Here is a 26,979-nt window from a genome sequence, read left to right on the forward strand (position 1 = left end):
GACCTGAAGCCAGATTCTCACGCGTTACTCACCCGTCCGCCACTGTGTCCGAAGACACCGTTCGACTTGCATGTGTTAAGCATACCGCCAGCGTTCATCCTGAGCCAGGATCAAACTCTCCGTTTTGAACTGGAAAGCTTTAAAAGCTCAATACATTTAGCTGCTCTTTTTTAACTTCAGCTTAGTTATCTTTATTTGATTGACGCAAACTACTTGCTGTCTAATTGCTTTCAAACTATAATATTTTCAAGGTTCGGTCTCCTGAAAGCGTCGCTATGAAACGCTTCGCTTCCGGCACTTATTCAATATAACGAACCTCCTTGATTGTGTCAACTATTTTTTCCAAAATTATTTTGGACGGCTTTTGAGTCCCCTGAAACTGCCCACAGTGCCCGGTTCTAGGCAACAATGGTTTATGCACTGTGCCAACTAAGGATGGGGGAAGCGTGAATTTTCAGTCGGTAATAGCTTTATTGCATCAGTTTTGGGGCGATCGCGGTTGTCTCATTGCCCAGCCTTATGACATTGAGAAGGGGGCTGGTACTAAGAATCCGCAGACATTTTTAAGAGCATTGGGGCCGGAACCGTGGGCTGTTGCCTACGTTGAACCATGTCGTCGTCCGACGGATGGACGGTACGGCGAAAACCCCAATCGCTTCCAACACTATTATCAGTACCAAGTTTTGATCAAGCCATCGCCAGATAATATTCAGGAGATTTATCTAGATTCGTTAAGGGCTTTGGGTATTCGTCCTGAAGACCACGATATTCGATTTGTAGAGGATAACTGGGAAGATGCAACGGTGGGAGCTTGGGGCACTGGGTGGGAAGTATGGTTAGATGGAATGGAAATTACTCAATTTACCTACTTCCAACAGTGTGGGGGAATTGATTGCCGTCCGGTGTCGATTGAGATTACATACGGGTTAGAGCGATTGACAATGTATCTCCAGCAAGTAGAGGCAATTACAAAGATTCATTGGACGGACAACATTACTTATGGTGATGTTTACCTTCAGGGAGAGATTGAGCAGTGTACATACAACTTTGAAGCGTCCAATCCTGAGTTGCTACTGACACTATTTAATTTGTATGAGCAGGAAGCTACCCAATTGACGGAGCGAGGATTGGTCTTGCCTAGCTTAGATTATGTAATGAAGTGTTCGCACACGTTCAATCTGCTGGATGCTAGAGGTGTGATTTCGGTGACGGAGAGAACTCGCTATATTGCCAGGATTCGGCATTTGGCTAGGAAAGTAGCTCATTTATATGTTGAGCAAAGAGAGAAGTTGGGTTTTCCGTTGCTTAAAGATAGTGTGAGTTCAACAAAAAACCCAATATCCTAAAGGGTGCGGCTACTCGAAGTAAGTACAGCTTTGTGTAAAATCGTGAGGTTTTTAAACGCAGAGGAATGCTGAGGAAAGCGCAGAGGTACGCAGAGTTTTTTTATAGGACTTACGCACGGGTAACGGAAAACGAACCACAGAGGGCGCAGAGAAGCCAGTGCGTTGGGCGGGTTCCCCGACTTGAAGCAACTGGGCGCGTCACGGAGGAATGAGACTTTGAGAAGGTTTTTGCGTAAGTCCTATTTAGAGACTTCGCTACGAACTTGCAAAATTTTGTCCTAAGTACAGCTTTGTGTAAAATCGTAACGTTTTTAAACGCAGAGTCTTGCCAAATTTAATTCGCTACAACTTTGTTTTCTGTTTATCCATGCTGTGCTGAGGTTTAAGCTAGGTATATCTTTATGATGCGGCTTTTGCTAAAAGACAAAAATACGGTTAAATATTGAGTCTAGAACATTAAAGCTACAAGGATAAGGCCCGCCTGTGCGGGCTTTTTTTGTATAAACTTGATGGACTATATTTCACCACAAGGATAAAAATTTTTCACTGTTGCTGATTAAAGAGATGAAAAACTCACGCATAGGCGCTCCAAGCGCAGATAATAAGAGTTTGGAATATTTTATTTTTGAATTTCATAGCCAAATTCAGCAATGCCGATTTTTCTCTATTGCTGCCCTAGCTATTTTTAAGTCAGCTGCAAATTCGGGTTGTCAGGTGTTTTTACAAAAAATCTTATGATTCAAACCAGTGGTGTAATTATTTGTCTTGGCTACATTTTTGGGTTGCTGTTTACAGCAGTTCCTGGGGGTGGTGTGTGGATTTTGGTTCTGGGGATAGTGGGAGCAATTCTTTTTAGAAGACGCACTACTTCACGGCAACTTGCTCAGAAAACAGAAAATGCTGGAAGCAAAAATAAGGCAGTGCCTAACACTTGGCAAACTACTCCCCATCCTCGAATATGGATAGCTGCTGGCTTGGTAGGATTATTGGCAACTCTATATTTTCAATGGCGAGTGCCGCAACCAGGTGCAAAAGATATTAGTCAGTTCGTTCCGCCTGGAAATAGCAGTAATCAAGAACAACTTGTAATTGTTCGTGGCGAAGTGGCGAGTAATCCCCGCTTGACTCGCAGTCAGCGTGGACAATTTTGGCTGGAAGCGACTCAGTTAGATGAAGTCAAAAATGACAAAGGTTCAGCAGGTGTGCCAAAAGGGGTTACAGGTAAATTGTATGTGACGGTGCCTATACTTCAGGTGACTGGGTTATACCCTAGTCAACAAATTGCTGTGACAGGGATTTTGTACAAACCAAAGGCGGCTTCCAATCCTGGTGGTTTCGATTTTCAGAAGTTTCTCAAGCAAGAAGGAACGTTTGCTGGTTTGATTGGGAGACAAATAAATGTTTTGGATCAGGAACGGAAATGGGGATGGTGGCAAATTCGGGAGCGAATTGTGCGATCGCAAGTTCGTTGGTTGGGTATCCCTGAAGGGCCTCTTGTCAGTGCAATGGTTTTAGGCAGCAAAGCTGTTGATTTACCCTACGATATCCGCGACTTATTTGTACAAGCAGGATTAGCTCATGCTTTAGCAGCTTCCGGGTTCCAAACTTCTTTGATTTTGAGTGTGATCTTACAATTAACGAGGCGGGCAAGAAAAGGAACGCAATTTACCCTTGGCTGTTTGGCTTTAATCATTTTTCTGAGTTTAACAGGTTTTCAACCTGCGGTTCTCAGAGCCGTAATTATGGGTTTTGCGGCATTAGTCGGTTTGCTATTAAAAAGAAAAGTAAAACAGTTCGGCTCATTACTATTAGCAGCAACTCTGTTATTAGTGTTTAATCCTCTATGGATTTGGGATTTAGGTTTTCAATTGAGTTTTTTAGCAACATTGGGATTAGTTGTAACAGTACCCGCATTAGTCAATCGACTAGGATGGCTACCGCCTGCGATCGCTGCTTTGATTGCCGTTCCCCTAGCTGCCACTATTTGGACTTTACCTGTGCAACTTTTTGTCTTTGGGGTTGTACCATCTTATAGTTTGTTGCTGAATGTTATTAGTACTCCATTAATTTCGATCATTAGTATAGGTGGAATCATCAGTGCTTTAGTGGGTTTAATTTGGACTCAGGCAGGAAGCTTTTTAGCTGCGGTATTGCATTACCCGACTGATTGGCTAATTAAACTAGTGGAATTTTTTAGCAAGCTGCCAGGGAATTCTGTTGCTGTAGGCAGCATATCTACTTGGCAACTTTTGGCGATTTATACACTGATTATATTGGTTTGGCTAGTGCCTTGGTGGCAGAGGCGGTGGTGGTTTGCTAATGTGATTGCCATTGGTTTAGTATTCATTCCCCTTTGGCATTCTACAAATACATTATTTAGAATAACAGTATTAGAATCTGGTACGGAACCAATTATAGTTGTTCAAGATAGAGGGACAGTAACTGTAATTAATAGTGGCGATGAAGGGACAGGACGTTTTACCATTTTACCGTTTTTACAACAACAGGGTGTAAATCAAATTAATTGGGCGATCGCAACTGATTTCCAAGGCAATGAAAGTAATGCTTGGTTGGAATTACTGCAACGTTTACCAATCAAAAAATTTTATGAATATTCCCCCAAGCCAGAAAATTCAATTGCAACTCAGGCAATCCAACAAGAATTACAAAAGCATCAAGGATCTTACCAACCGTTAGCAGTTGGCCAAGCTGTGAAAACGGGTTCAATAGTGGTGCAATTAATCAACGATCAATTACCTATTTTACAATTGCAAATTTTAGATCAGAATTGGTTATTAGTAGGTAATATCAAGTCTAAAGAGGTACAGCAACTAGTTAAGAGTGGGAGTTTACCTCGTCCACAAGTGTTATGGTGTGCGCCTCAGTCATTAAAAGATTTAGTGATTGCTCTGCAACCACAAGTAGCGATCGCTTCTTCTGCCAACTTTGATCTAAAAGCGTTATCGGAAGTGAACCAAAGTCAAACAAAATTATTTTTTACAGGACGAGATGGGGCTATTCAATGGACACCTAATGGTCAGTTTGAGGCATTTATTGAAGCAACAGAGAATAAGTCTTCTGTCTTATAAAAACTCAAAACCAAGTAAATTTAAAAACATGATATTTATTTTTAAGCAAAACTAACTAAAGATAGATGTATAGCCATTCGCAAGCAAGTAACCTCTCAAAAGGTCTAAGAAAGGTCTATTTACTGAGCAGGTGCTAACCCTATGCTTGGGGTAAGTAAGTGGTTATGAAGAATTCAAGGTTTGTAGTAATGGCTGAAACTCTTACTAGGAGACAATCTAGTTACTTTTACATTGCGTAACATAGTTTGATTTATTCTTGCCCACTTACTTAATTTTTGTATTTTCATACGTGCTGACACGGATTACCACAGGAAGATATAGAAAATGGGAAGTTTAATTGAATTTACGTTGTTTGCTCCTCGTAATGAAGGAGCAGCTTTAATTGGGTCTTTTTCTGAGTGGAAAGAAATCCCAATGGTAAAAAGTGAAGATGGTTATTTCCGCACTCAAGTAAAACTGGAAGATGGAATTTATCAATATAAATTTCGCGTTCAAAGCAAAAGCCCGAATTTTGCACTTGATGAATGGGTAGACGTTATTGATCCTAAAGCAACAGATGTTAATGAAACAGAAAAATCCAGCATAGTGCGGATTAGAAATGGGAAACGAATTATTGATACTTATGTTTGGCAAAACGACAAAAAAGCGTTGCCTGAAAATAGTGAATTAGTCATATATGAAATGCACGTTGCAGATTTTACTGGTGATGAGGTTGATCTTGACAAAAGAGGTAAATATTTAGGAGTAATTGCTAAGTTAGATTATCTGCTTAAATTGGGAGTTAATGCAATTGAATTAATGCCAGTTAATGAGTACCCTGGTAACTATAGCTGGGGTTATAAAGTGCGCCACTTCTTCGCTACAGAATCTAGTTACGGTTCAACAGAAGATTTAAAGCGATTAATAGATGAGTGTCATGCTAGAGGCATTCGCGTTTTTATGGATGGAATTTATAACCACACAGATGAAGAATGCCCGTTAATGCTAATTGACCGAAATTACTGGTATTACGAACACATGCATTATCCCGAAGATCCAGATAATTACTGGGGGCCAGAGTTGAACTATGATAATTATGATGAAAAATTAGATGTTAAACCTGGATGGAAATACGTCGGGGATGTAGTGCAATTTTGGATTCAGGAGTATCACATTGATGGAATTCGCTTTGATGCAGTGCGCCAATTGGCTAACTTTGAATTTTTAGACTGGCTGGCGAAGCAAGGAAAAAACCATGCTGCACCCAAGCAGTTTTACAATATTGCTGAACATATTCCTGATACAAACACTGTAGTCAGGCCAGATGGGCCATTAGATGCTTGTTGGCATGAGAGTTTTCGGTACTTTATAGTTCCATATATTTGTGGAGAAACATTTGAGTTAAAACAACTAAAGCAAATTTTAGATCCTAGACAGCAGGGTTATGCAACTGCTACCAATGTGATAAATTATTTGGCAACCCACGATCGCGAACGTCTATTGCGAGAATTAGGCGATCGCGGTATCTTTGACACGGAGGCATTTAAGCGAGCGAAGTTAGCAGCCGTTCTCTTAATGACAGCGCTGGGTATACCAATGCTGTGGATGGGAGAAGAGTTTGGCGAATATCAGCAAAAAAGCGAAGATGTAACTAAGCCACAGAAAATCAATTGGTCTTTGTTATCAGGCGACCAGAATCATAATTTATTTGAGTATTATCAAAAACTCATTGCTCTACGCAAGCAGAATCTAGCCTTGCAAAGTGACAATATCGAATTTTTCCACGAAAATTCCGATGATAAAGTGCTGGCTTATACCCGATGGAATGAGCAGAATTCTCGTGTGGTTGTCGTGGTAAATTTCTCCGACCAGAATCTAACTAGATATCAAATTCCAAACTTCCCAACTGTTGAGTGTTGGCAAGATTGCTTCGATAATCGTGAAGTTGAAGCTAGAGAAGATGGTTTAGTTACTGATTTGCCAAGCTATACAGCCAAGATATTTGTTTAGCAGTTGTAGTCTGTCTGGCTCCTGATTTACTTAGTCTCCTATAGTGCAAGACATAGGAGCCAAGATGATTCCACATCCACCTTGATGGCTGTGATATTATGGGAGACTGCTACATACATTTAGAAAAACTAGAAATTGAATCGATCATGGCTCTGACGCAACTGCGGAAACAAGAAATAATTTCCAACTACCAAGTTCACGAAACCGACACTGGGTCGGCCGATGTCCAAGTTGCCATGCTAACTGAGCGCATTAACCGCCTCAGCGAACATCTCCAGGCAAATAAAAAAGACCATTCTTCCCGGCGGGGACTGTTGAAGCTAATTGGTCAGCGCAAGCGTCTTCTAGCTTATATATCTCAGGAAAGCCGGGAAAAGTATCAAGCTTTGATCGCTCGTCTCGGTATTCGTGGATAGGGATTACCGCTTATGTCTGCTGAAGAATCTGAACGGAGTCGCTTGCCCTTTGAACCAAACAAAAAGCGCCAAAAACCCGCAAAAACTCAAAGTAAACCAGCAGCACAGCCACAAGAATCTGGCAAACAGGCTGATAGAAAACGGTCTTACACCAAACAAGAGATGGCTATTCCCCAAGTAGTCAGCCAGAGGATGATCCGCCGGGTAGCTGGGTTCTGTGGTGTACCAACAGCTTTGGGCATTAGCGTCCTAGTTGTTAGCTATCTGCTTGCTATCTACTCTAAGATCCAACTACCTCCCATCGCCGTGTTATTGGTGAACATGGGATTATTTGGTTTGGGGGTTTTAGGGATAACTTATGGCGTTCTTTCTGCCTCTTGGGATGAAGAAAGAGTCGGAAGTTTGCTGGGTTTGGGTGAGTTCAACACCAATTGGGGACGAATGGTGGCAGTTTGGCGCGAAACTCGCCAAAAAAACTCATAATGATCAGCGCTCAGGTATTAGATAACTGTGGTATTGGGTAAATGAAGAAGTGCATGTTGAAGTTGAAATTTTATAACTTCAACATTGCTAATTAAAATTATGTAATCTTTTTTATACCCCATATCCAGTTATTTAGCAGTAAAGCTACTGACTGAGCGCTATATTTTGTAAATAAATTTTATTTTTAACTCTTTGTAATTAGGCTAATAAGCAACAATAAAGTTAGTCCATTTACAGACAATTTAACTCAATTAATAATCAGGAAGTTTCACATGATTATAGTAATGAAAAGTGGTTCCCCAGAGGCGGAAATAAACCGCATTGATGAGGAACTAACTAGCTGGGGGCTAACTCCAGAAAAAATTGTTGGTCAACACAAAGTAGTTATTGGTTTAGTAGGTGAAACTGCCAGCTTAGATCCACTACAAATTCAGGAACTTAGCCCTTGGATTGAGCAGGTGTTGCGGGTAGAGCAGCCTTACAAACGAGCCAGCCGTCAGTACCGCCACGGCGAAGCTTCGGAAGTGGTGGTTAATACTCCTAATGGAGCGGTGGTATTTGGTGAACACCAGCCTTTAGTAGTCGTTGCCGGCCCTTGCTCCGTAGAAAATGAAGAAATGATTGTGGAGACTGCAAGGCGCGTCAAGACGGCTGGAGCTACATTTTTGCGCGGCGGGGCATACAAACCTCGGACTTCACCTTACGCCTTCCAAGGACACGGCGAGAGTGCTTTGGATTTGTTGGCGAGGGCACGGGAAGTCAGCGGACTAGGTATTATTACAGAAGTGATGGATGCTGCTGACCTGGATAAAATTGCGGAAATTGCTGATGTAATCCAGGTGGGGGCAAGGAATATGCAGAATTTCTCCTTGCTCAAAAAAGTGGGAGCGCAGCCGAAACCAATTCTGTTGAAGCGGGGAATGGCGGCTACTATTGAAGATTGGTTGATGGCAGCCGAGTATATTCTGGCATCTGGCAATCCCAATGTAATTTTGTGTGAAAGGGGAATACGCACCTTTGACCGTCAGTATACGCGAAATACGCTGGATTTATCAGTAGTGCCTGTGTTGCGAAAGCTGACTCACCTGCCAATTATGATTGACCCCAGCCACGGCGTAGGTTGGTCTGAGTTTGTGCCTTCAATGGCAATGGCTGCGATCGCAGCTGGCACAGATTCCCTGATGATAGAGGTTCACCCCAACCCTGCCAAAGCCTTATCCGACGGGCCCCAATCTCTCACACCAGACCGTTTCGATAACTTGATGCAAGAATTAGCAGTAATTGGTAAGGCGGTGGGACGTTGGCAGCAACCAGCAGTGGCTCTAGCTTAAAATTTAGTTGCAACTTCATGATCAGCTAACTCAGCAGAACTCCAAGTTTGTAGTAAGGACTTTAGTCCAGATAGACCTTACTATGAGCGATGAATCGCTTACTACAAACTAGGATTCTATTTTATGTTTAATTATACCTCAATACGCTTGGGTTAATGATTTTTGGTTTTGGTATTGATTTTAGGTATGTAGAGACTACCAATTGCAACGTCTCTACAAAAGACCTCTTGCAAAAGTCCCTAACAACCCACCCCCAACCCCTCCCCAAAGCATCGGGGAGGGGAGCGTTTGCTTTACTCAAATGCGGGGTGGGGTTCTTTATTTTTGATTTATGCAAGAGGTCTAAAGGATTTTGGGCTTAACTGAACTGTATTGAACGTATACCTATAAATAAAGCCGTCCTACTAATGATAGGAAGGCTTTATTTTGAGCTTTCTTTCTTTTCTTGAATTTAGTCAGAAGCTGATATTACTACTCAAAAATCACTCAAAACGGTTCACCACAGCGATTACTGTACTTGCGTGGGGAAAGCACCAGGTTGCACAGCTATGTTAAGACTTTGCCCATTGCGACGTAATTCCATACGTAAATCGCCCCCGACTTGGCTATTTTCTACTGCCTTTTGGACACTGCTAGCATCTGTGACTGCTTGTCCGCCAAGCTTTTGGATCACATCCCCAGCACGTATCCCTGCTTTAGCAGCTGGTGAATTTGGGACAACTTTCACAACTAATACACCTTTATCTTCATTCACACTCAAACCGCTATTGGGGTCTGAGTTGATATTTTGTTTTAGCTGAGGCGTTAACCCTACCATCTGAATTCCCAGATAAGGATGTTCTACTTTGCCTGTAGCTATTAGTTGATTGGAAATACGTTGTGCTGTGTTGATAGGAATAGCAAAGCCTAATCCTTGTGCCCCTTGGATAATTGCTGTATTCATGGCAATCACCTCGCCACGGGAATTTAGCAGGGGGCCGCCGGAGTTACCGGGATTAATCGCTGCGTCAGTTTGAATATACTCTACTCGCCTATCGGGAGCGCCGATTTGATTGCTACTGCGTCCGGTGGCACTGATGATTCCAGTAGTTACTGTATTATCTAGTCCAAGGGGGTTGCCGATCGCGATCGCCCATTCTCCCGGTTGCAGTTGATCTGAGTTACCCAAAGCTACTGAAGGTAGATTCTCTGCCTGAACCTTGATAACAGCAACATCGGTTAATTCATCTTTTCCTAACACCTTACCTTGCAAGGTGCGCCCATCCTTGAGTGTCACTGTCACTGTATCAGCACCATCTACCACATGGGCATTAGTGAGAATCCGACCATCGGCACTAATGATAAAACCTGAACCAGTACCCCGTTCTACCCTTTCTCTTGATTGTGGCAGTTGGGAACCAAAAAAGCGGCGAAAAAACGGATCGTTAAATTCATCTGGTATCTGAGTTCTTACCGTTCGGGAAGAGTTAATCCGCACTACTGCTGGCCCGACCTTTTGCACCACCCGTGTTACAAAGTTAGGATCTGTGGCAGCTGGTAATGGAGGAGCAGCATTTACTCGACTAACTGCCAAATTAGATGCACTCTCAGACACCTGCCGAGAATGTCCAGCCATATAGCCGCCTGCTAATGTCATACCTGATCCTAGAAGCACCAGCGATAGAGAGGCGGCAGCCTTTTTCCAGGGCGCTCGATTACGGTATTTGGCTTCAGCAGTGTTATGTGAAATGCTATTTGATGGGTGTTCTCTGTCACGAGATTCGTTTTGCATTGCTGTCTGGAAGGATATTTAGATGTATTACTAATGTAGATATGATTTGTGACAGTTTTGTTGCAAAGGTATTGCGTTGTTGTGAAAGCTTTAGCATTTTACTGAACCGTATTGGAATATAGTCATTCGTAGAGGCGCACAGCACTGCGTGTTCTATACTATGCCTGAAGGAATAAAAATGGCACAGGGGAAAATCTTACTTAAACCTGGCACTTTATGGACAAGTGTTAAAGAACGAACTGAACATGCTTTGCAATGCGGGGCGCTACTGTCGATTCCGACAGAATTTGAATTTGTTGAACAGGAAGGCGTGCGGTTTTTAGTGCGGATTTTGTCTAACCTGAATCGCAAAAAAGCAGCTAAGGAGAAACAGGAAAAACAATCTGCTACTTTTGGTGAAGAGTTTAATCCTTTTTTGCCCTACGAAGAGGATTTATTTGTGGCGGATATTTCTGAGACTCATGTATGTATTTTAAATAAATTCAATGTTGTTGATTATCACTTGCTAATCATCACCCGTGCCTTCGAGGAACAGGAAAGCTTACTCACCCTGGAAGATTTTACAGCTATGTGGGCATGTTTGGCTGATTTTGATGGTTTAGCATTTTACAACAGTGGCAAAACCGCAGGTGCTAGTCAGCGACATAAACATTTGCAATTAGTGCCGCTACCACTTGCACCTTCGGGGCCGCAGATACCTATTGAACCTCTGCTAACAGCTGCACAATTTCAGGAATCGATACCTTCTGCTGCATCCGCTACGCCAACGGTAGGCTTTCCCAACGCAATCCCAAAACTTCCTTTTGTACACGCTTTCGCACCATTAAATCCCCATTGGGTGCGATCGCCATTCGCAGGAGCACAAGCAACTTTGGAAGTTTATCATACATTGCTACATTCTGTGGGATCTGGTGCTTACAATCTGCTAGCGACACGAGAATGGATGTTGATCGTACCGCGATCGCAGGAGCATTTCCAATCTATCTCTGTGAATTCATTAGGATTCGCTGGTGCTTTACTAGTGCGGAATCCAGCAGAAATGGAGATTCTCAAAGCCCAAGGCCCGATGACCATCCTCAAGAGTGTTGCTGTATGCTAATCTGGCGTTGCATATTTTAATCAATATGGCTTCGGCATCGGATCAGAATGTATAAAAGCATAACAATGTAAAAAGCTAATCTGCGTAACCGTTTGAGCAACGTCGAATGTGTAGTTAACTACAACCAACTGTCTGGGCATGTGCAAAACATTTATAGGACGGGCAGCCAAATCATGAGTATCGCTAAAGTTGCTTAGATTTGCCTAAGTACAGATGAAAAAGGTTCTGTGGGCTAGAAAGAATAGAAAAAGTAATAACTCAGTACTCATAACTCAGCACTGGCTCAACGCCCCGCTACTGCCAACAGCACTTAGCACTTCTGAATGCGGTTATGATCAAAGAGGCTAGGAAAATAACTTTTTAGCCAAGATACCTCTTGGATTGTAAGCTACTTTTTTTAATCACTTTTCTAATGGAAATTACTGAATTCTTAGAATTTTCAATTGGACGATGGCGATCGCACCATAGCGATCATTATCTAGCATTCGCTTACCTTGAGCAAGTGCTTTCTAAGACTGACATTGAGCCTCAATCCGTCCATGAGTCGGCGGTGGTAGTAGAAATCTGTTTGGATAAATCTAGATAAAGGTATGGATATTGAAACCCACGAGCAAATATGGGGGTCAACCTCTGGCCCTTTGCGGTTTGAAAAACGGGAAAGTTTTGCTGATGATTTATGTGCGGTGAGCGCTTTATGTCAATTCAGCTTGAATCTATTAAATCTAAAATGTTACCTCCACAAGCTGAAAAAAAAATGCGCTGCTGGATTCGCAGTCGCCACTTGATTTGTTCGGGCAACTTTTTTATTTTCGAGACATTAGAATATACGACCATTGAAAGATTCTCTCAATGTGTCGCTTCTTTAGGAGGAACAGTAATATGCGTTGAACCGATTAATAAAATTTGGATGGGCGATCATCGCCAAGTAATTTTATATCAGGCAAAAGCTAGTTTACATACGCCTCATCATACTTTGAAACAATACTGGATAAAAGCCGGTAGTGCATACACTAAATTTGATGAGCGTGTTTGAGAGTTACTATCCTGCGGAAATATTTCTGACAGGCGTTTACACTACAATTCAAAATTAAGTTTTGAATTTTAAATACTCCCCAAGGGGGTTGACGGCTAATTGTTAATGTCTAATTGCTAATTTTTTATGATGATTAGCTGTTAGTTATTAATAGTTAGCCGTCTAAGTTTGTTAGAGAATATAACTAAAAAGCTCTCCACAACTTGATAAATTAATGGTGGCTGTAAACAACAAACGCTTTAGTACAAGTTAAAAACGTAGCGATGGCGTGCAATAATTCTAGAAAGTGCGTAGACGGGTAGCAGCTTGTCGCCAAACATCGTCTCAAAGTTTCACCAACTCCAAATCGCGTTCTGCTCGTTGGATGGCTCCTTATTTTAACTGTTCTCTAAGATTGATTAAGGCTTTCTGAGTAATATAATATTGCACAGCTTCGTTAATGAATCGACTGCGATCGCGTAGGGTTTCCTCTGGAGAATCGCCTTTTTCAATGACTTGATCAATTAGTTCAATTGTCTCATCTGGTAAGGTGATGTTAATCCGGCGATGCATAATTTTTCGCTCTGTTTTGCATGGCAATTTTATTGTATATATCTAAAGTGTGTGTAGTTACAATCCGGTTCGGATAAGATCCCCCCGCCTGTGGCGACCCCCTTAAAAAGGGGGTAAACCGACGAAGTTAGCCCCCCTTTTTAAGGGGGGTTGGGGGGATCTTCGCAGGGTAAACAAGCTAACCGAACCGTATTGTGTGTAGTTATGCAAAAAAAAGCGTAGTTTACCGCCGTAGGCATCGGCTGCAATAATTAGGAAAAACACCATCGCTTGGCTTTCACTTAATATCATCGCAGAGACGCTTATCGCTCTCATTCAAATTTGGGTTATTCTGCAAATAATCATGCAGCCAATTGCAACCCCGCACCAGCAATTGGTCTAAGTTATTCACAGGCCACAACCGCGCTGTGTTGTCATCAGATGCCGTAGCGATGGTTTTGCCGTCCGGGCTAAAACTCACATTAAAGACACAGCTTTGATGCCTTTTGAATTCGGCGAGCAATTGCCCGTTGAGCGTCCATAACCGCGCTGTGTTGTCAGCTGATGCTGTGGCGATGGTTTTAGCGTCCGGGCTGAAACTCACACCCCTGACACTGCCTTGATGCCCCTTGAATTCGGTGAGTAGTTGCCCATTGAGCGTCCACAACCGCGCTGTGTTGTCAGCTGATGCTGTGGCGATGGTTTTAGCGTCCGGGCTGAAACTCACACCCCAGACATAGCCTTGATGCCCTTTGAATTCGGTGAGCAGTTGCCCATTGAGCGTCCACAACCGCGCTGTGTTGTCAGCTGATGCCGTGGCGATAGTTTTGCCATCTGGGCTAAAACTCACACCCCTAACATAGCCTTGATGCCCTTTGAATTCGGTGAGCAGTTGCCCGTTGAGAGTCCACAACCGCGCTGTGTTGTCATCTGATGCCGTGGCGATAGTTTTACCGTCCGGGCTGAAACTCACACCCCTGACACTGCCTTGATGCCCTTTGAATTTGGTAAGCAGTTGCCCATTGAGCGTCCACAACCGCGCTGTGTTATCAGCTGATGCCGTGGCAATAGTTTTGCCGTCCGGGCTGAAACTCACACCCCTGACACTGCCTTGATGCCCTTTGAATTTGATAAGCAGTCGCCCGTTGAGCGTCCACAACCGCGCTGTGTTATCAGCTGATGCCGTGGCGATAGTTTTGCCGTCCGGGCTGAAACTCACACCCCTAACATAGCCTTGATGCCCTTTGAATTTGGTGAGCAGTCGCCCGTTGAGCGTCCACAACCGCGCTGTGTTATCAGCTGATGCCGTGGCGATGGTTTTGCCGTCCGGGCTGAAACTTACACTTAAGACACTGCCTTGATGCCCTTTGAATTCGGTGAGCAGTTGCCCGTTGAGCGTCCACAACCGCGCTGTGTTATCAGATGATGCCGTGGCAATAGTTTTGCCGTCCGGGCTAAAACTCACACCCCCGACATAACCTTGATGCCCTTTGAATTTGGTGAGCAGTTGCCCGTTGAGCGTCCACAACCGTGCTGTGTTGTCATCTGATGCCGTGGCGATGGTTTTGCCGTCCGGGCTGAAACTCACACTTAAGACACTGCCTTGATGCCCTTTGAATTCGGTGAGCAGTTGCCCGTTGAGCGTCCACAACCGCGCTGTGTTATCAGATGATGCCGTGGCGATAGTTTTGCCGTCCGGGCTGAAACTAACACCCCTGACACTGCCTTGATGCCCTTTGAATTTGGTGAGCAGTTGCCCGTTGAGCGTCCACAACCGCGCTGTGTTATCATCTGATGCCGTGGCGATGGTTTTGCCGTCCGGGCTGAAACTCACACCCCTGACACTGCCTTGATGCCCTTTGAATTCGGTGAGCAGTTGCCCGTTGAGAGTCCACAACTGCGCTGTGTTGTTAGCTGATGCCGTAGCGATGGTTTTGCCGTCCGGACTGAAATTAACACTTAAGACACTGCCTTGATGCCCTTGGAATCGGTTAAGTTCTTTGATTTTATCGAGAATAGTATCCAAAGCAAAAATAGGGCTGATAGCTGGATATTTTTCTAAAGGGCGACCATCTTTTACGAAAGTTTTTAACTCTTTCCCACTCTGCATTGCCGCCACCAATGATTCTAACTCGGCATACTCAAACTGTTTTAAGGCATTAACACCTGCTCGTTCTAATTCCGTTCCCTTTTGTGATTCTTTTTGTGCTGTCTGTGCTGCGCGTGTATCTCTATATGCTTTTGTAAGTGCTGCTTGTACTTGACTCAAAATAGTTTGAGCCTGTTTAGCTTTAAATTCTGCTTCTTGTTGTTGTCTATTTGCCTGTTGTACTTTCTTTTCAGCAATTTTGACTTGTTTGTTAGCTGTTTGGATTTTTTCCTCTGCTTGCAAGCGTTGTTCTCGCTCTCTTGCTAGTTCTGCTAATATTTCATTGCCCTGTTGTTGGCGAATGAACGCCACGAGATAATCATGCACCAGTTGATAACGGTCAGCTGGCGATTCTGGTAACAGCAATACTAACCTTGATGCCACAAAAATCTCTAACACCAAATCTAGTTTATCGGCTTCTACTGCCAAATCTGCGACTAACTCAGCACGAGTCTTCAGGGGACGAGTACCATTTTCATCTGTAAGTAAATATAAAACCAGTCGAGCAACCTGTTCATTCTCCGCGCCACAATCTTGGATGACTTCTTCTAAAAACCGCTCAACCAGTTTTTCTTTTGTACCAAACTGACGATAACTATCTAAACTTGTAATTTTCTCAGTTTGCAATTGCGTCCCCACAATTTGTAGCTCAATTGGGCGTACCTCCCCCAACTCCCCTGCTAAATCTTGCACTAATTGATCAATTAGCTCAGGCTCAAGGTAAAATTGAGAACGTTCTGTTAAACTCTGCACCACAGCCTTAGCATCGACTGGCGAAAAGTTACCCAAGTAATAGCGAATATTTTTATCGAGAATATTATTATTAATTGCACTTAAATTAAATAAACGTTCTAATTCTAATAAATAATGTAAATAATCTTCCCGCAAAGACAAAATTACCTTGACAAAAGGAATATCTAGACAAACTCGCAAAAACTCATAAAACACTCGTCGTTGACTTTGGTCTAGATAAACAAAGAAAAACTCTTCAAACTGGTCAAACATTAAAACCGTCAACAAATTCCGGTCAGCATTTCTCCGTAATTGTTCTAAAATAGCTGCTGAAGAATCAAGATTAGCAAATAATTGATTACTTCTTACTTCCTCAAAAGCCTTAGCCAAACACCGCCCCAACATTCCTACCCAATCTGTATAAACTCGCAACAAAATAGGTAAAGCATCTCGCTCACCAATTGCTTGCTGTTGCAATGCCGGGATTAACCCACCTTGCAAAATCGAACTTTTCCCCACTCCTGACTGACCATGAATTACAGTCAATTTATGCTCAGTCCCGCCAATTCTTTCTCGCAAACGTTTAACATCTTGTCCCCGACCAGAAGCAGCAATTTCTTGAGCAATGGTTTCAGGATTTTCCACTTGCAACTGTGCAGAATTAATTGCCTGTCGCTGTGGGTTGAGATAAGATGCACCAACAAAAGCGCGGAAACCATACTGCTGTTCGATTTGTAGTTGCTTTTGTTTAATCTGAAAAGCTTTGAGATATTCGCTTTGTTGAAAGTAGAGTAAGCGTAACCTTTCTAATATAGATATATATAATTGTGGGTTGTACTGATGATTACTTTCATCTTTCGCAGCTTCTAAATTAGTAATTGCTGCTTTAACTTCACCTAAACCCTGTTGTGATTTTGCTAAAATAAACCGATATAAAGCAAATTGATATGGTTGTAAATTAGGTATCGCAGCTAATATTTGCAATGCTTGTCCTGCGTGTTTATGAGCTTCATCCCACTGTGACTGCTCTAAGGCTACCTCTGCCAAAAATCCATAATCTTGAGCCAACTGCAACGATGCTCCATAATTTTGATGTAGCGGCAGAGATTTTTCAACAAGGCTTTGCAACTCTGACCATTCCTGTAAACGTTGTAACACTTCACTCAGTTTAATAATATGTTTTGCAACTAAATCTGAACGTTGTGCTTGTTCAAAAATATCAATAGCTTGCTGAAAGTAAATTCTAGACTCTTGCCAATAGCGTTGATTTTCTGTCTGATTTTTTTCAGATTTGCGGTTATAAGCTGAAGCAATATTAACGAGTAATATACCTTGTCGTTCTAAATAATTACTTTGTCGCCAGAACTCTAAACTTTGTTGATAATGCGCTAAAGCAGAATCTATCTGGTCATGTAGATAATCATTGAAGCCAAGCACAAAATCTAAACTTGCTTGAAGTGCTGCTTCTAATACTTCTCCTCGATTTTGCAAATCTTGACGGGCGGTTTCTAGTTCCCGGCACATTTGGGGATTGGGCGTTATATCACCTGCAAAAATTTCATCACTTTTTTGCTGAAGGAAATTGACTAACTCATCGGTAGGGTTTTCAAAATCAATGATAGTTGCCCAATTCTCTAAATCAGTTGCTAATCGAATAAATTTTTGCAGAACTGAATCATTAACCCACAACAATATCGGAAACGGGAAGTTTTTTCTAAACTCCTCCCGTACTTGGTTAGCTGAAGTCAGAACTGTATCAATATCTTTAACCGACTCCAAACCAAAAACCATTAATGCTGGTGGCTGTTCATCTAAGAGTTGTTCGCGTATATTTGTGTAAAGCGTTTTGACTGATGCAGGTAAAGTAATTTTGCTAACGTGTACAGGAGATAATTGGTGCAGGCGTTCTACCATGCGTTGACGTAAATCAACATAGTTACAGCGTAGCAAAATCAGCGAAAATCCCCCCTGAGAAAGGGTAATTGTTCGCACCAGAGTTTGCAATGAATGCTCATTATCAGGGGCTAAATTCTCTGGCTCTTGCTGATTACTCATAACATAAATAATTTATTTTATACTACAATCCGCTTGGGTTAAGTAGCGTAGTAGGTTGGGTTGAGGAACGAAACCCAACATGAATAAGGCTAACGCACCATCAACAATTGAAGGTGCATTACGCTAACGCGATAACACACCCTACTGAAATGGTTCCCGTTACAACCCAGACCGCTCCCGTTATAATCCAATACGCTTGGGTTAAGGCTAAAACTCTTTGTCAAAGTCAATTTTTTTACGAACCACAGAGACGCTGAGGGCACTGAGAGAAGAAATAAATGCTTAACTGAACTGTATTGCGTTACAACCCAGACCGCTCCCGTTACAACCCAGACCGCTCCCGTTACAACCCAGACCGCTCCCGTTACAACCCAGACCGCTCCCGTTACAACCCAGACCGCTCCCGTTACAACCCAGACCGCTCCCGTTACAATCCAGACCGCTCCCGTTACAATCCAGACCGCTCCCGTTACAATCCAGACCGCTCCCGTTACAATCCAGACCGCTCCCGTTACAACCCAGACCGCTCCCGTTACAACCCAGACCGCTCCCGTTACGATTTTAATCAAGTCTAGGCGATTGGGCGTTGCATAAAATAGGAATGATTCTTGTGGGGTGGGCATCCTACCCATAGGTGTCAACTTAAGCTAAAATGCGTGTCCCACATACGTTTTACCCCCCTTAATCCCCCCGATATATTGGGGGGAAAAGAAATGTAGTTCCCTCCCCTTTATAAGGGGAGGGTTAGGGTGGGGTGACGAGGATAGTCATGGTAAGTGAGTAGTTTTCAAGGGTTTTACGTTAAGTTGACACCAATGCATCCTACCCCGCCCGGAAATACAAAGGACGGGCAAGATACCCATCCCACAAAACCAGCAGATTCATAACCTAAATTCCTTGGCTTCAGCCAAAATCGGATTGATATCAAACCAAGAACCATCCTCATCCCGGTATTCAAATACAAACATACTGCGGAGCAAAAGTTCATATCTTTCATGACCTCTCAAGTTTTTCTCTTGCGTCACCTCACGCAGTAATTCCCATTCATCGGGCGTAATTGCTAAAGTTAGCTCATTGCGGCGTTGTTTAATCACCCTATCCACACACTCCCGCGACAAAGGTGGGTCTTCTTGCTGAAGACAGCGAAACAACAGCATCAACAAGTTACGCAAATGACCACCGCTAACTTGGCAAAGTCGCTCTAAAGTATCAGGACTATCAAAAACCTCGGTAATTAAATGCTGGCTTTGTTCCCAATTGACACTAGGAAAAGCCCTCGCCATAATCATCTGTTGCAGCAGGGTGATTCCTTGTGAAAATTGTGAACCATCTTGTAGTTGCACAGGAATCATCGGCAAAACCTTGGGGTCTGCGCCAAAGCGATTTGTTAACCTTCCTAAAGCGTTGGAAAAAATCAACACTAACGGAATTGTATAAACAACATGACAATTTAGCTGGTTTAACTGTTCACCCCGTTCAACAAAGAGATATTCTGGCTGGTAATGACCGGAAGGCTTCAAAGAATTATCAACTCGGTCAAGATTATCTACAATTACCACCAGTCCTTTTTTACCTTGCTGCTTCAGTTTTTCTATAGCAGGCTTGAGCAATTCTTTGTTAATTGATTCTAAAATGCCATTGGTGCGCGGTTCTAAATATTGTCGTAACTGACCGCGAAGTTTAGGACTATCTTTAGTTTTGGCGGTAATCTTGGCAATACCTACAGACAACTCAGCCTCAACCCCAATGTCTAACGGCGTTTGCAAAAACTCTGAAATTTCCGTAAATAGATTTTTAAAGTATCCTGGTTTGAGATTAATTTTGATTGCTTCTAGACTTTGACTCACCTCACGAGCTACTGCCAGTAAAATATCTGTAACATCAATATCAGCCATATCTAGGCTTTGGCTAGACTCGAAATAAACCACATGAAATCCCTGCTGCTCTAACTCTGCCTTTAGCCGCAGTAACTCAGTGGATTTGCCACAGCCGATATGTCCGGTAAATAATTGGCAAGTAGGTTGCTCAGGTGCAAGGCGGGTGATAGTTCGCCCAAGTTCTTCAATAATCTTGGCACCACGCACTTTAGAGAAATCAATATAATATTGTCTATCCTCCGGTTTGCTCACAACCAGAGTCTTACTGGGGTTGCAAGCTTGAAAAAACCTGACTAAATCTAGTTTCATCACAAATCACCCGAAATTAGGCTGACACTCTTGCCCATTTCAGTGATTATACAGACGATAAAGCCGCTATTTCGGAAAGACCTTCTTCAAATTGACTGATTATTTATGTCTGCTCAATTAACCAGAATTAAGAGGAACCCAACCCCGCTCTTCGAGCTACGGTGTACACACAAGTCGAAAAATTCTCTACCCACATTTTTATCAGAGTGAAACTGTCACACTTACCGACATCCCGCCCAGAACTGAAGTTCAGCGGCTCATAGCTGAAGTCCACTAAGCGTGGACTGAATTAATCATTTAGTCCACGCTTAGTGGACTTTAGCTATGAGACTCGGAATTCATTCCGAGGCGGGATAGAAACGCAGTGCCAGATTTATTAATAAAGATATGGCTGCGGCAAGACTTGTGTGTACACCGTAGGCAAGCGAGGAGGGGAGCAAAAACGTAGCTTTGGCTCTTTGCTTTAAAATCAATGAAAAGATGTCCACCCCACAATAAATTCCTACAATTCCAACTTTTCACCGCGAATCGAATAATCCAACAACTCCATCGGGTGAATAACTGAAATCTTTTTACCTTGCAACTGCAAATGCTTCGTAATTTGCAAAGTACACCCCGGATTAGCAGAAGCAATTAACTCAGCACCAGTATTCAATAAATTCTGCACTTTTTGCCGACCCAATTCTTCAGAAACTTCTGGTTGCAGCATATTATAAACCCCAGCACTGCCACAACATAAAGCCGCATCTATTGGTTCTCTCAACTTCACACCTGGAATTTGCCGCAATATCTGACGCGGTTGGACGCTAATCTTTTGTCCATGCAATAAATGACAAGCATCTTGATAAACTAAATTCAAAGGTTTATCAGTCAGTGGCGATAGTTTCGCTGTTAAGCCAACAGTTGCCAAAAACTCTTGAGCATCTTTCACCTTAGCTGCAAAATCCTTTGCTTTTTCCCGATATTCTGGGTCACTTTCTAAAATGTGACCGTATTCCTTCAAAGTATGACCGCAACCAGCAGCATTGATAATCACGAAATCTACATCCGTATTGGCAAAACTATCAATCATCTGCCTTGCTAAAGCTTTCGCCTGTTCTGTTTGTCCTTGGTGTTCGGGAAGCGCTGCACAACAACCTTGAGATTTGGGAATCACCACTTCACAACCATTCGCTGTTAAAACCCGCACGGTTGCTTCATTCACTGGGGAGAAAAACAGCCGTTGCACGCAACCCAAAATCATCCCAACTCGGTAGCGCTTTTCACCTTGGGCGCGAATAACAGTAGGCAAATTATCCTGAAAAGATTTGAGAGTAATTTCTGGCAGAATAGATTCCATTGCTGCCAAACGGGGCGATATTTTATTGAGTAAACCCGTAGCGCGAAAGAATTTTGCAAACCCCAACTTTTGATAAACCAACAACGGAACTAATAAAATCCGTAAAAGGTTGGGATAAGGAAACAAAGAAAATATCAGTTGACGAAAAAATTTATCTGGCAAACTGCGAGGATAATTTCGTTCAACTTGATGACGAGTTGCAGAAATTAACTTGTCATACTGCACACCAGAAGGACAAGTACTTACACAAGCAAGACACCCTAAACAAGAATCAAAATGTTCTACCGTTGCCGTATTGAGAGCAATTTCACCCTGATTAATTGCATCCATTAAATAGATGCGTCCTCTAGGAGAATCCATCTCCTTACCCAGCACCCGGTAACTGGGACAAGTCGAGAGACAAAATCCACAATGTACACAACTATCAATCAACTTTGGGTCAGGCGGATGATTAACATCAAACCCCTTCAAATTCTTTAAACTAGCCGTATTATTAACAGAATTTTCTGAAACTTGCATATTTCTTCCTTTCTCCTCTCTATCTCAGCGTTCTCTGTGTCTCTGCGGTTCGTTTTCTTAAAACTAAATTCCACCGACAAACCGCCCAGGACTTAAAATATTCTTACTATCAAACTGTTCCTTAATACGGCGCATCAACGGCAAGGCATTGCCCGTATAACCCCAAACATCTATTTCTTCTTTAACCGCCACTGGTGCTGATAGAATTGTTAAAAAACCACTATTAGCTTGAGTGCGTAGGCGCAGCCCGCCGTAGGCATCGCTTCCACAAGAGCGTAGCTCATCGCGCACTTTCAAAACTTGATTTTTATTTTCTAATTGTAACAAACCCAAACCACTACTTATATGAATTAAACCCAACTCCACCTGATTCAAAATCTCCACGGCAGCAGTAGGTAACACTCCTATTTTGCAAGTAATTACAGATTCTGTGCCAGTAGTATGTATACGTTCTTGCAATCTCTGCCATAGATTAGCCTCATCACCCTCGGCAAAAACTGCCCCATCTAAACCTAACTTTTGCCCAACTTCCAAAACTCGGTTTGACTGTTCCTTAACACTCTCACTAATACTTTGAAAACGGGCAATTAATCCCAGTCCTTGGCCCAAACCTAAGCTGGACACCAGTTTAGTTGATAGCAAATCAGCCTGAACTGGTGTTAATGCCGAACCTCGAAGGATATCAGCCGCTTGAGATACAGCCTCAGCTTTACCCGTTAGTACCACCGTTCCCGATGCCTCTGGTAGCGGATACACGCGGAAAGTTAGTTGACTAATAAAGCCTAATGTGCCATAAGACCCAGTAAACAACTTCATCAAGTCATATCCGGCAACATTTTTAACTACTCTCCCTCCAGCTTTAGCGACTTGTCCATCAGCACGCACAAAGGTAATGCCAAGTAGCTGGTCGCGCACACTACCATAACGTTGCCGCAGCGAACCTGTATCACCTGTGGCAACAATACCGCCAATGGTTGCTGACTCTGGTGCTGTGGGGTCAAGGGCGAGAAATTGCCGCGATTTTGCCAAAAGTGCTTGCAGATCAGAGAATTTCATCCCAGCTTCTACTGTGACAGTCAAATCACCAACAGCGTGTTCAATGAGTTGGTTAATGCGTTCTGTACTAACTACAATATCAACGCCCTTAGCTAAACCGCCCCAGCTAAGTTTACTGCCACTACCACAGGGGAGAACACGCCAGTTGTTAGTGTGAGCTGTAGCGATGACTGCGGCTAACTGTTGTTGAGTGCGGGGATAGACGATACAACTGGGAGAATTTCCAGAAGTTATAGCCTGTTGGATACGTTTTTGCTGACCGAGTTCGATATTTTCCCACAAGCAAACAGCATTTTCTTCGCCGACGATAGATGCAAAATCAGAAGCGCAGACGGCTTGCGGCCTGTCGTTAGACATTGCTTTCATTGAGTTTATTTTTTTACGCCCTACATCTAATTTACTGGCTAACCTGACCAAAAAAGCGCATTGCTACTAATATACGGTGGCTTTAGCAATGCCTACGGTGGTCACTGAGCGTAGCCGTTCGCGCAGCGTCTCGTAGAGAAGTGCGAACTGCGCCAACGCTAGCTTGTAATCAGCGCCAAATAAAAGCAGGTTTGTTCTTCAAGCGATCGCTACTCTTTTACAATAAACTTCTTGGAGTAGTTTGTAACTCTAAGGTTTATAACTAATGAGCTACCGATATTAATAATCTAATAAATTATTAGAAATAAATTTGTGATGCTCTTGTATTAACAGCGATCGCGCTTTGGTTGGGTAAGGTATTAGAGGATGTCTGAAAAGTTTTTTCGTATACACCTAACCTTTGGAGATCCCCCTAAATCCACGCCACTTGCTTCACTTGGGGAGACCCCAAGACCGCAGTGGCTCCCCGATAAATTGGGGGACTTTAAGACTCTTATTCCCCCTTTTGGGGGGTTAGGGAGGATCAACAAATATTTGATACTTCTCAGACATCCTCTTAAAGATCCGACTTAATCACCCAATTCCTAATACCTTTTTGGAATGTTTTAACTGCTTCCAGAGAATGTGAAGAGAAAGTAGTAAATGAGTGAAATTTACTCATCTACTACAGGTAGAGTTAGGAGACAATTTGTATATATACAAAATTTTCTCTGGGAAAATCAGAAATTACAGCGAAGTTATTTAAATAGACTACAGAGGTTTTAACTCATCCCCCGGCTTCAAGCCGGGGGATTTCGAGTCATTAGTCATTAGTCATTAGTCATTAGCACCAATGACTAATGACTAATAACTAATGACTAAATCGGCGGGCGGCTATCCCGGACACCCCTTGAAGGGATGGGATTCCCGCCGATTTTCGTTGAGAGAAGCCGATGCGTAGTCTATTCATTGGAATATAGCTAGAAAATTTTAAATTTTGATAATCAATTTATATTGCTCTGATTAACTTTAAAAAGAAAGGTAGCAGATGGATAAAAATTACCCCTCTGCTACAAGTAAGCGGAGGTATAAACTTGATTATTTAATTGGCATGAACCAATTCTTGAGGTGCTGCGGCGTCATATTCTACAGCTTTAACAAATTCCTTGAGAACGTCTTTGAGTCTTTGCTCAATTTCCTCATCTAACAGGACACTGTTATCAGCTTGTCGTTGAACTTGTTTATCTACTGCATAAACAGTAGCTAGGATATGCCGCGCTCCTAATTCAGATAACACAGGTTTCAGGGCATATTCAATTGCCAATAAATGAGCGATCGTTCCACCCAGAGCAATTGGTAACACGGGTTTACCTGTCAATGATTTTTGTGGTAGCAAATCTAGAAATGTTTTTAGCACTCCTGTGTAAGCAGCTTTGTAGATTGGGGTGGCAATAATCACACCATCTGCCTTTGCTAATAAAGCTTTTGGCTGTTCTAAAGCTTGGCTCTCGTAACGTCCAAAAACTAAATCTTCAGCAGGCAAATCCCGAACTGAAATAATGTCTACATGCAAGCCTTCTTGTTGTAAAAGCTTGGCAGTGTATTCGACAAAACCGTAAGTTCTAGATGGATGGGTTGGACTACCAGCGATCGCTAAAATATTTGTCATTCAATTAAACTCCCAATTTCTAAAATGGGTTCAGTATGTTTTGTGGTTTTGGTCTTCATAGCTGATGCTGTGTTGACCTGATCACTCAGACGTTTGTAGGGACGGCGCAAACTCATACTCTCTACTTCCCAGATGTAGCCATGAATAACTACATCCTGGGGAATTAAAGCAGAATTACGCAGCAATTCCACCTGCTGTGTGCAGATTTCATCCACATCGGTAAACGTTTTGATCCATTTGGAAAAAACGCCTTTTGGTAGCTTCAACTCTGGCAAAGCAGGATCGACACTAACTTGATCCACGTCAATACCTTGATTTCGCAATACCTCACTGAGAAAGTCTCCTGATGCTGTCATCATGCCACATTCGGTATGATTAATAACGATGATTTCTTTGGTGCCAAAAAACTGTGTAGTTAACATTGCTGACCGGATAGCATCATCCGTCACTAAGCCCCCAGCATTACGGAAAATATGAGCATCTCCTTCACCAATTCCTAATGCTTTTTCCACAGGTAAACGTTCATCCATGCACGCCAGCACCCACAAGCGTTTATTGTTAGGTATCCCCAACTGACGACGCAATGCCCACGCTTCTTTTTCTGAGATTTTTTGGTCAACTTGTTGGTGCAACATGGCTGGTAATCTTCTAGTTCTTAATTACTAGGATATGGACGTTGCTCTTTCCTGATGCTGTTGCTTAGGGAAATCTTCATTTGCCACAATCTCGCCAAATGGACTTAAGACATGTTGCTTTTCTACTGCTGGCAAATTCTCTAAGGGCAAATGGGGAAATAGAAGTTCTGCAACTCGATAAGCTTCCTCTAGGTGGGGATAGCCAGAAAGAATAAAAGACTCAATACCCAAAGAAGCATATTCCAACATCCTGGCAGCTACGGTTTGAGGATCGCCGACTAAGGCCGTTCCCGCACCACCCCGTACCAAACCAACTCCCGCCCACAGGTTCGGGCTTATCTCTAATGCCTCACGATTACCGTGGTGTAATTGAGTCATCCGGCGTTGTCCTTCTGAATCCATCCGAGCATAAGCTTTTTGGGCTTTAGCGATCGCCTCATCATCTACATACTTAATCAATTGATTCGCCGCATCCCAAGCTTCACCCTCAGTTTCCCGCACAATCACATGTAGGCGAATCCCAAACCGCAAAGTTCGGCCTTCTGATAAAGCAAGTCTGCGAACTGATGCAATCTTCTCGGCTACTTGCGCCGGTGGTTCGCCCCAAGTTAGATAGACATCTACATGCTTGGCAGCAATTTTTTGAGCAATAGGAGAGGAACCGCCAAACCACAAGGGCGGATATGGCTTCTGAACAGGTGGAAACAGCAGCTTACCATCTTGGATATTAAGATAGTCGCCTTGGAGATTAGCTTGTTCACCACTAGCTATCGCTCGCCATACTGTCAAAAATTCATCTGTTAATTCATAGCGCTGATCGTGATCCAAATGCAAGCCATCTCCCGCTAACTCCACAGGATCGCCTCCTGTCACCACATTAATCAGCAACCGTCCTCCAGAGAGGCGATCAAAAGTCGCCGCCATCCGTGCTGCTACCCCAGGTGATACCAAGCCGGGACGAATCGCTACCAAAAAACGCATCTGTCGCGTCAGTGATAGTAGTGTTGACGCTACAATCCAAGCATCTTCGCAAGATCGGCCCGTAGGCAACAATGCCCCTGTATAACCAAGGTCATCCACCGCTTGGGCAATCTGCCGCAGATAAGGAAAGCTTACTGCCCGTCCACCTGTAGCAGTTGCAAGGTAACGTCCGTCGCCGTGGGTTGGGATGAACCATAGTAGCTGCATGAGTTCTGTCCTTTTAAA

At 43.0% G+C, this 26,979-nt stretch carries 21 protein-coding genes and 1 rRNA gene; 12 read left to right on the forward strand and 10 right to left on the reverse strand.

From position 1 onward, the window contains the following. Window positions 1–126: ribosomal RNA gene (locus tag LC586_RS07180) — 16S ribosomal RNA — on the reverse strand; the annotation flags it as partial. A 320-nt stretch (window positions 127–446) separates the two neighbouring features. Between LC586_RS07180 and glyQ the strand changes: the two genes are divergently transcribed. From glyQ to aroF, 6 genes are all read left to right on the forward strand, one after another. Continuing rightward, the gene (glyQ, locus tag LC586_RS07185) at window positions 447–1,346 is read left to right on the forward strand and encodes a glycine--tRNA ligase subunit alpha (RefSeq protein ID WP_229484053.1); all 900 of its coding nucleotides are present in this window, start codon (window positions 447–449) and stop codon (window positions 1,344–1,346) included. A 734-nt stretch (window positions 1,347–2,080) separates the two neighbouring features. Next, window positions 2,081–4,435 (forward strand): ComEC/Rec2 family competence protein, encoded by a 2,355-nt coding sequence (locus LC586_RS07190; protein WP_229483908.1) that lies wholly within the window; start codon window positions 2,081–2,083, stop codon window positions 4,433–4,435. Window positions 4,436–4,759: 324 nt separating this feature from the next. After that, entirely contained in the window at window positions 4,760–6,424 is a 1,665-nt protein-coding gene (locus LC586_RS07195; protein WP_229483909.1) for an alpha-amylase family glycosyl hydrolase, read from the forward strand. Between the two features lie 146 nt (window positions 6,425–6,570). After that, the gene (rpsO, locus tag LC586_RS07200; RefSeq protein ID WP_041565894.1) at window positions 6,571–6,840 is read left to right on the forward strand and encodes a 30S ribosomal protein S15; all 270 of its coding nucleotides are present in this window, start codon (window positions 6,571–6,573) and stop codon (window positions 6,838–6,840) included. Between the two features lie 12 nt (window positions 6,841–6,852). After that, window positions 6,853–7,323, forward strand: coding sequence for a PAM68 family protein (locus LC586_RS07205; RefSeq protein WP_100900420.1), 471 nt, complete (start codon window positions 6,853–6,855; stop codon window positions 7,321–7,323). Window positions 7,324–7,595: 272 nt separating this feature from the next. Continuing rightward, the gene (gene aroF, locus LC586_RS07210; RefSeq protein ID WP_229483910.1) at window positions 7,596–8,654 is read left to right on the forward strand and encodes a 3-deoxy-7-phosphoheptulonate synthase; all 1,059 of its coding nucleotides are present in this window, start codon (window positions 7,596–7,598) and stop codon (window positions 8,652–8,654) included. 508 nt (window positions 8,655–9,162) lie between these two features. Here aroF and LC586_RS07215 read toward each other — a convergent pair. Then, window positions 9,163–10,425 (reverse strand): HhoA/HhoB/HtrA family serine endopeptidase, encoded by a 1,263-nt coding sequence (locus tag LC586_RS07215; protein ID WP_229483911.1) that lies wholly within the window; start codon window positions 10,423–10,425, stop codon window positions 9,163–9,165. A 178-nt stretch (window positions 10,426–10,603) separates the two neighbouring features. On the opposite strand from LC586_RS07215, the gene LC586_RS07220 reads away from it, so the two are divergent. From LC586_RS07220 to LC586_RS07240, 5 genes are all read left to right on the forward strand, one after another. Next, a complete protein-coding gene (locus LC586_RS07220) occupies window positions 10,604–11,524 on the forward strand; it encodes an ATP adenylyltransferase family protein (protein WP_229483912.1) in 921 nt (306 codons plus the stop codon). Between the two features lie 92 nt (window positions 11,525–11,616). Beyond that, window positions 11,617–11,721: a rod-capping linker protein CpcD domain-containing protein gene (locus LC586_RS07225; protein ID WP_229483913.1), complete on the forward strand. Its 105-nt coding sequence runs from the start codon at window positions 11,617–11,619 to the stop codon at window positions 11,719–11,721. Between the two features lie 215 nt (window positions 11,722–11,936). Next, entirely contained in the window at window positions 11,937–12,110 is a 174-nt protein-coding gene (locus LC586_RS07230) for a phycobiliprotein lyase (protein WP_229483914.1), read from the forward strand. A gap of 4 nt (window positions 12,111–12,114) precedes the next feature. Beyond that, the gene (locus LC586_RS07235; protein WP_229483915.1) at window positions 12,115–12,309 is read left to right on the forward strand and encodes a CpcT/CpeT family chromophore lyase; all 195 of its coding nucleotides are present in this window, start codon (window positions 12,115–12,117) and stop codon (window positions 12,307–12,309) included. Continuing rightward, on the forward strand, window positions 12,219–12,557 hold the full coding sequence (locus tag LC586_RS07240) for a CpeR family transcriptional regulator (RefSeq protein ID WP_229483916.1): 339 nt from the start codon (window positions 12,219–12,221) through the stop codon (window positions 12,555–12,557). The genes LC586_RS07235 and LC586_RS07240 overlap by 91 nt, the downstream gene beginning before the upstream one ends. Window positions 12,558–12,929: 372 nt before the next feature. On the opposite strand, the gene LC586_RS07245 is transcribed toward LC586_RS07240, so the two are convergent. Both LC586_RS07245 and LC586_RS07250 read right to left on the reverse strand, forming a co-directional pair. Continuing rightward, window positions 12,930–13,109, reverse strand: coding sequence for a ribbon-helix-helix domain-containing protein (locus LC586_RS07245; protein ID WP_229483917.1), 180 nt, complete (start codon window positions 13,107–13,109; stop codon window positions 12,930–12,932). Window positions 13,110–13,386: 277 nt separating this feature from the next. Beyond that, window positions 13,387–18,024, reverse strand: coding sequence for a WD40 domain-containing protein (locus LC586_RS07250; protein WP_229483918.1), 4,638 nt, complete (start codon window positions 18,022–18,024; stop codon window positions 13,387–13,389). Window positions 18,025–18,320: 296 nt separating this feature from the next. Here LC586_RS07250 and LC586_RS07255 point away from each other — a divergent pair, with 296 nt between their 5' ends. After that, window positions 18,321–18,599 carry a hypothetical protein gene (locus LC586_RS07255; protein ID WP_229483919.1) on the forward strand — a complete coding sequence of 93 codons (279 nt, stop codon included), beginning with the start codon at window positions 18,321–18,323 and terminating at the stop codon, window positions 18,597–18,599. Window positions 18,600–18,905: 306 nt separating this feature from the next. Here the strand turns inward: LC586_RS07255 and LC586_RS07260 are convergent, their stop codons facing one another. The 6 genes from LC586_RS07260 to ssuD all read right to left on the reverse strand — a co-directional run bounded on the left by LC586_RS07260 (window position 18,906) and on the right by ssuD (window position 26,961). Beyond that, window positions 18,906–20,210, reverse strand: a complete 1,305-nt coding sequence (locus tag LC586_RS07260) for a P-loop NTPase fold protein (protein WP_229483920.1) — start codon at window positions 20,208–20,210, stop codon at window positions 18,906–18,908. A gap of 502 nt (window positions 20,211–20,712) precedes the next feature. Next, entirely contained in the window at window positions 20,713–22,068 is a 1,356-nt protein-coding gene (locus LC586_RS07265) for a (Fe-S)-binding protein (protein WP_229483921.1), read from the reverse strand. A gap of 63 nt (window positions 22,069–22,131) precedes the next feature. After that, entirely contained in the window at window positions 22,132–23,490 is a 1,359-nt protein-coding gene (locus LC586_RS07270; RefSeq protein WP_229483922.1) for an FAD-binding oxidoreductase, read from the reverse strand. Window positions 23,491–24,571: 1,081 nt separating this feature from the next. Continuing rightward, window positions 24,572–25,138, reverse strand: a complete 567-nt coding sequence (ssuE, locus tag LC586_RS07275; RefSeq protein ID WP_229483923.1) for an NADPH-dependent FMN reductase — start codon at window positions 25,136–25,138, stop codon at window positions 24,572–24,574. Beyond that, window positions 25,135–25,773 (reverse strand): beta-class carbonic anhydrase, encoded by a 639-nt coding sequence (locus LC586_RS07280; RefSeq protein WP_229483924.1) that lies wholly within the window; start codon window positions 25,771–25,773, stop codon window positions 25,135–25,137. Before LC586_RS07280 ends, ssuE begins: the two co-directional genes overlap by 4 nt. A gap of 27 nt (window positions 25,774–25,800) precedes the next feature. After that, a complete protein-coding gene (ssuD, locus tag LC586_RS07285; protein WP_229483925.1) occupies window positions 25,801–26,961 on the reverse strand; it encodes an FMNH2-dependent alkanesulfonate monooxygenase in 1,161 nt (386 codons plus the stop codon). Window positions 26,962–26,979: the final 18 nt, after the last annotated feature.

It is taken from the genome of Nostoc favosum CHAB5714, from assembly GCF_020829495.1.
Classification (GTDB): Bacteria; Cyanobacteriota; Cyanobacteriia; order Cyanobacteriales; family Nostocaceae; genus Nostoc; species Nostoc favosum.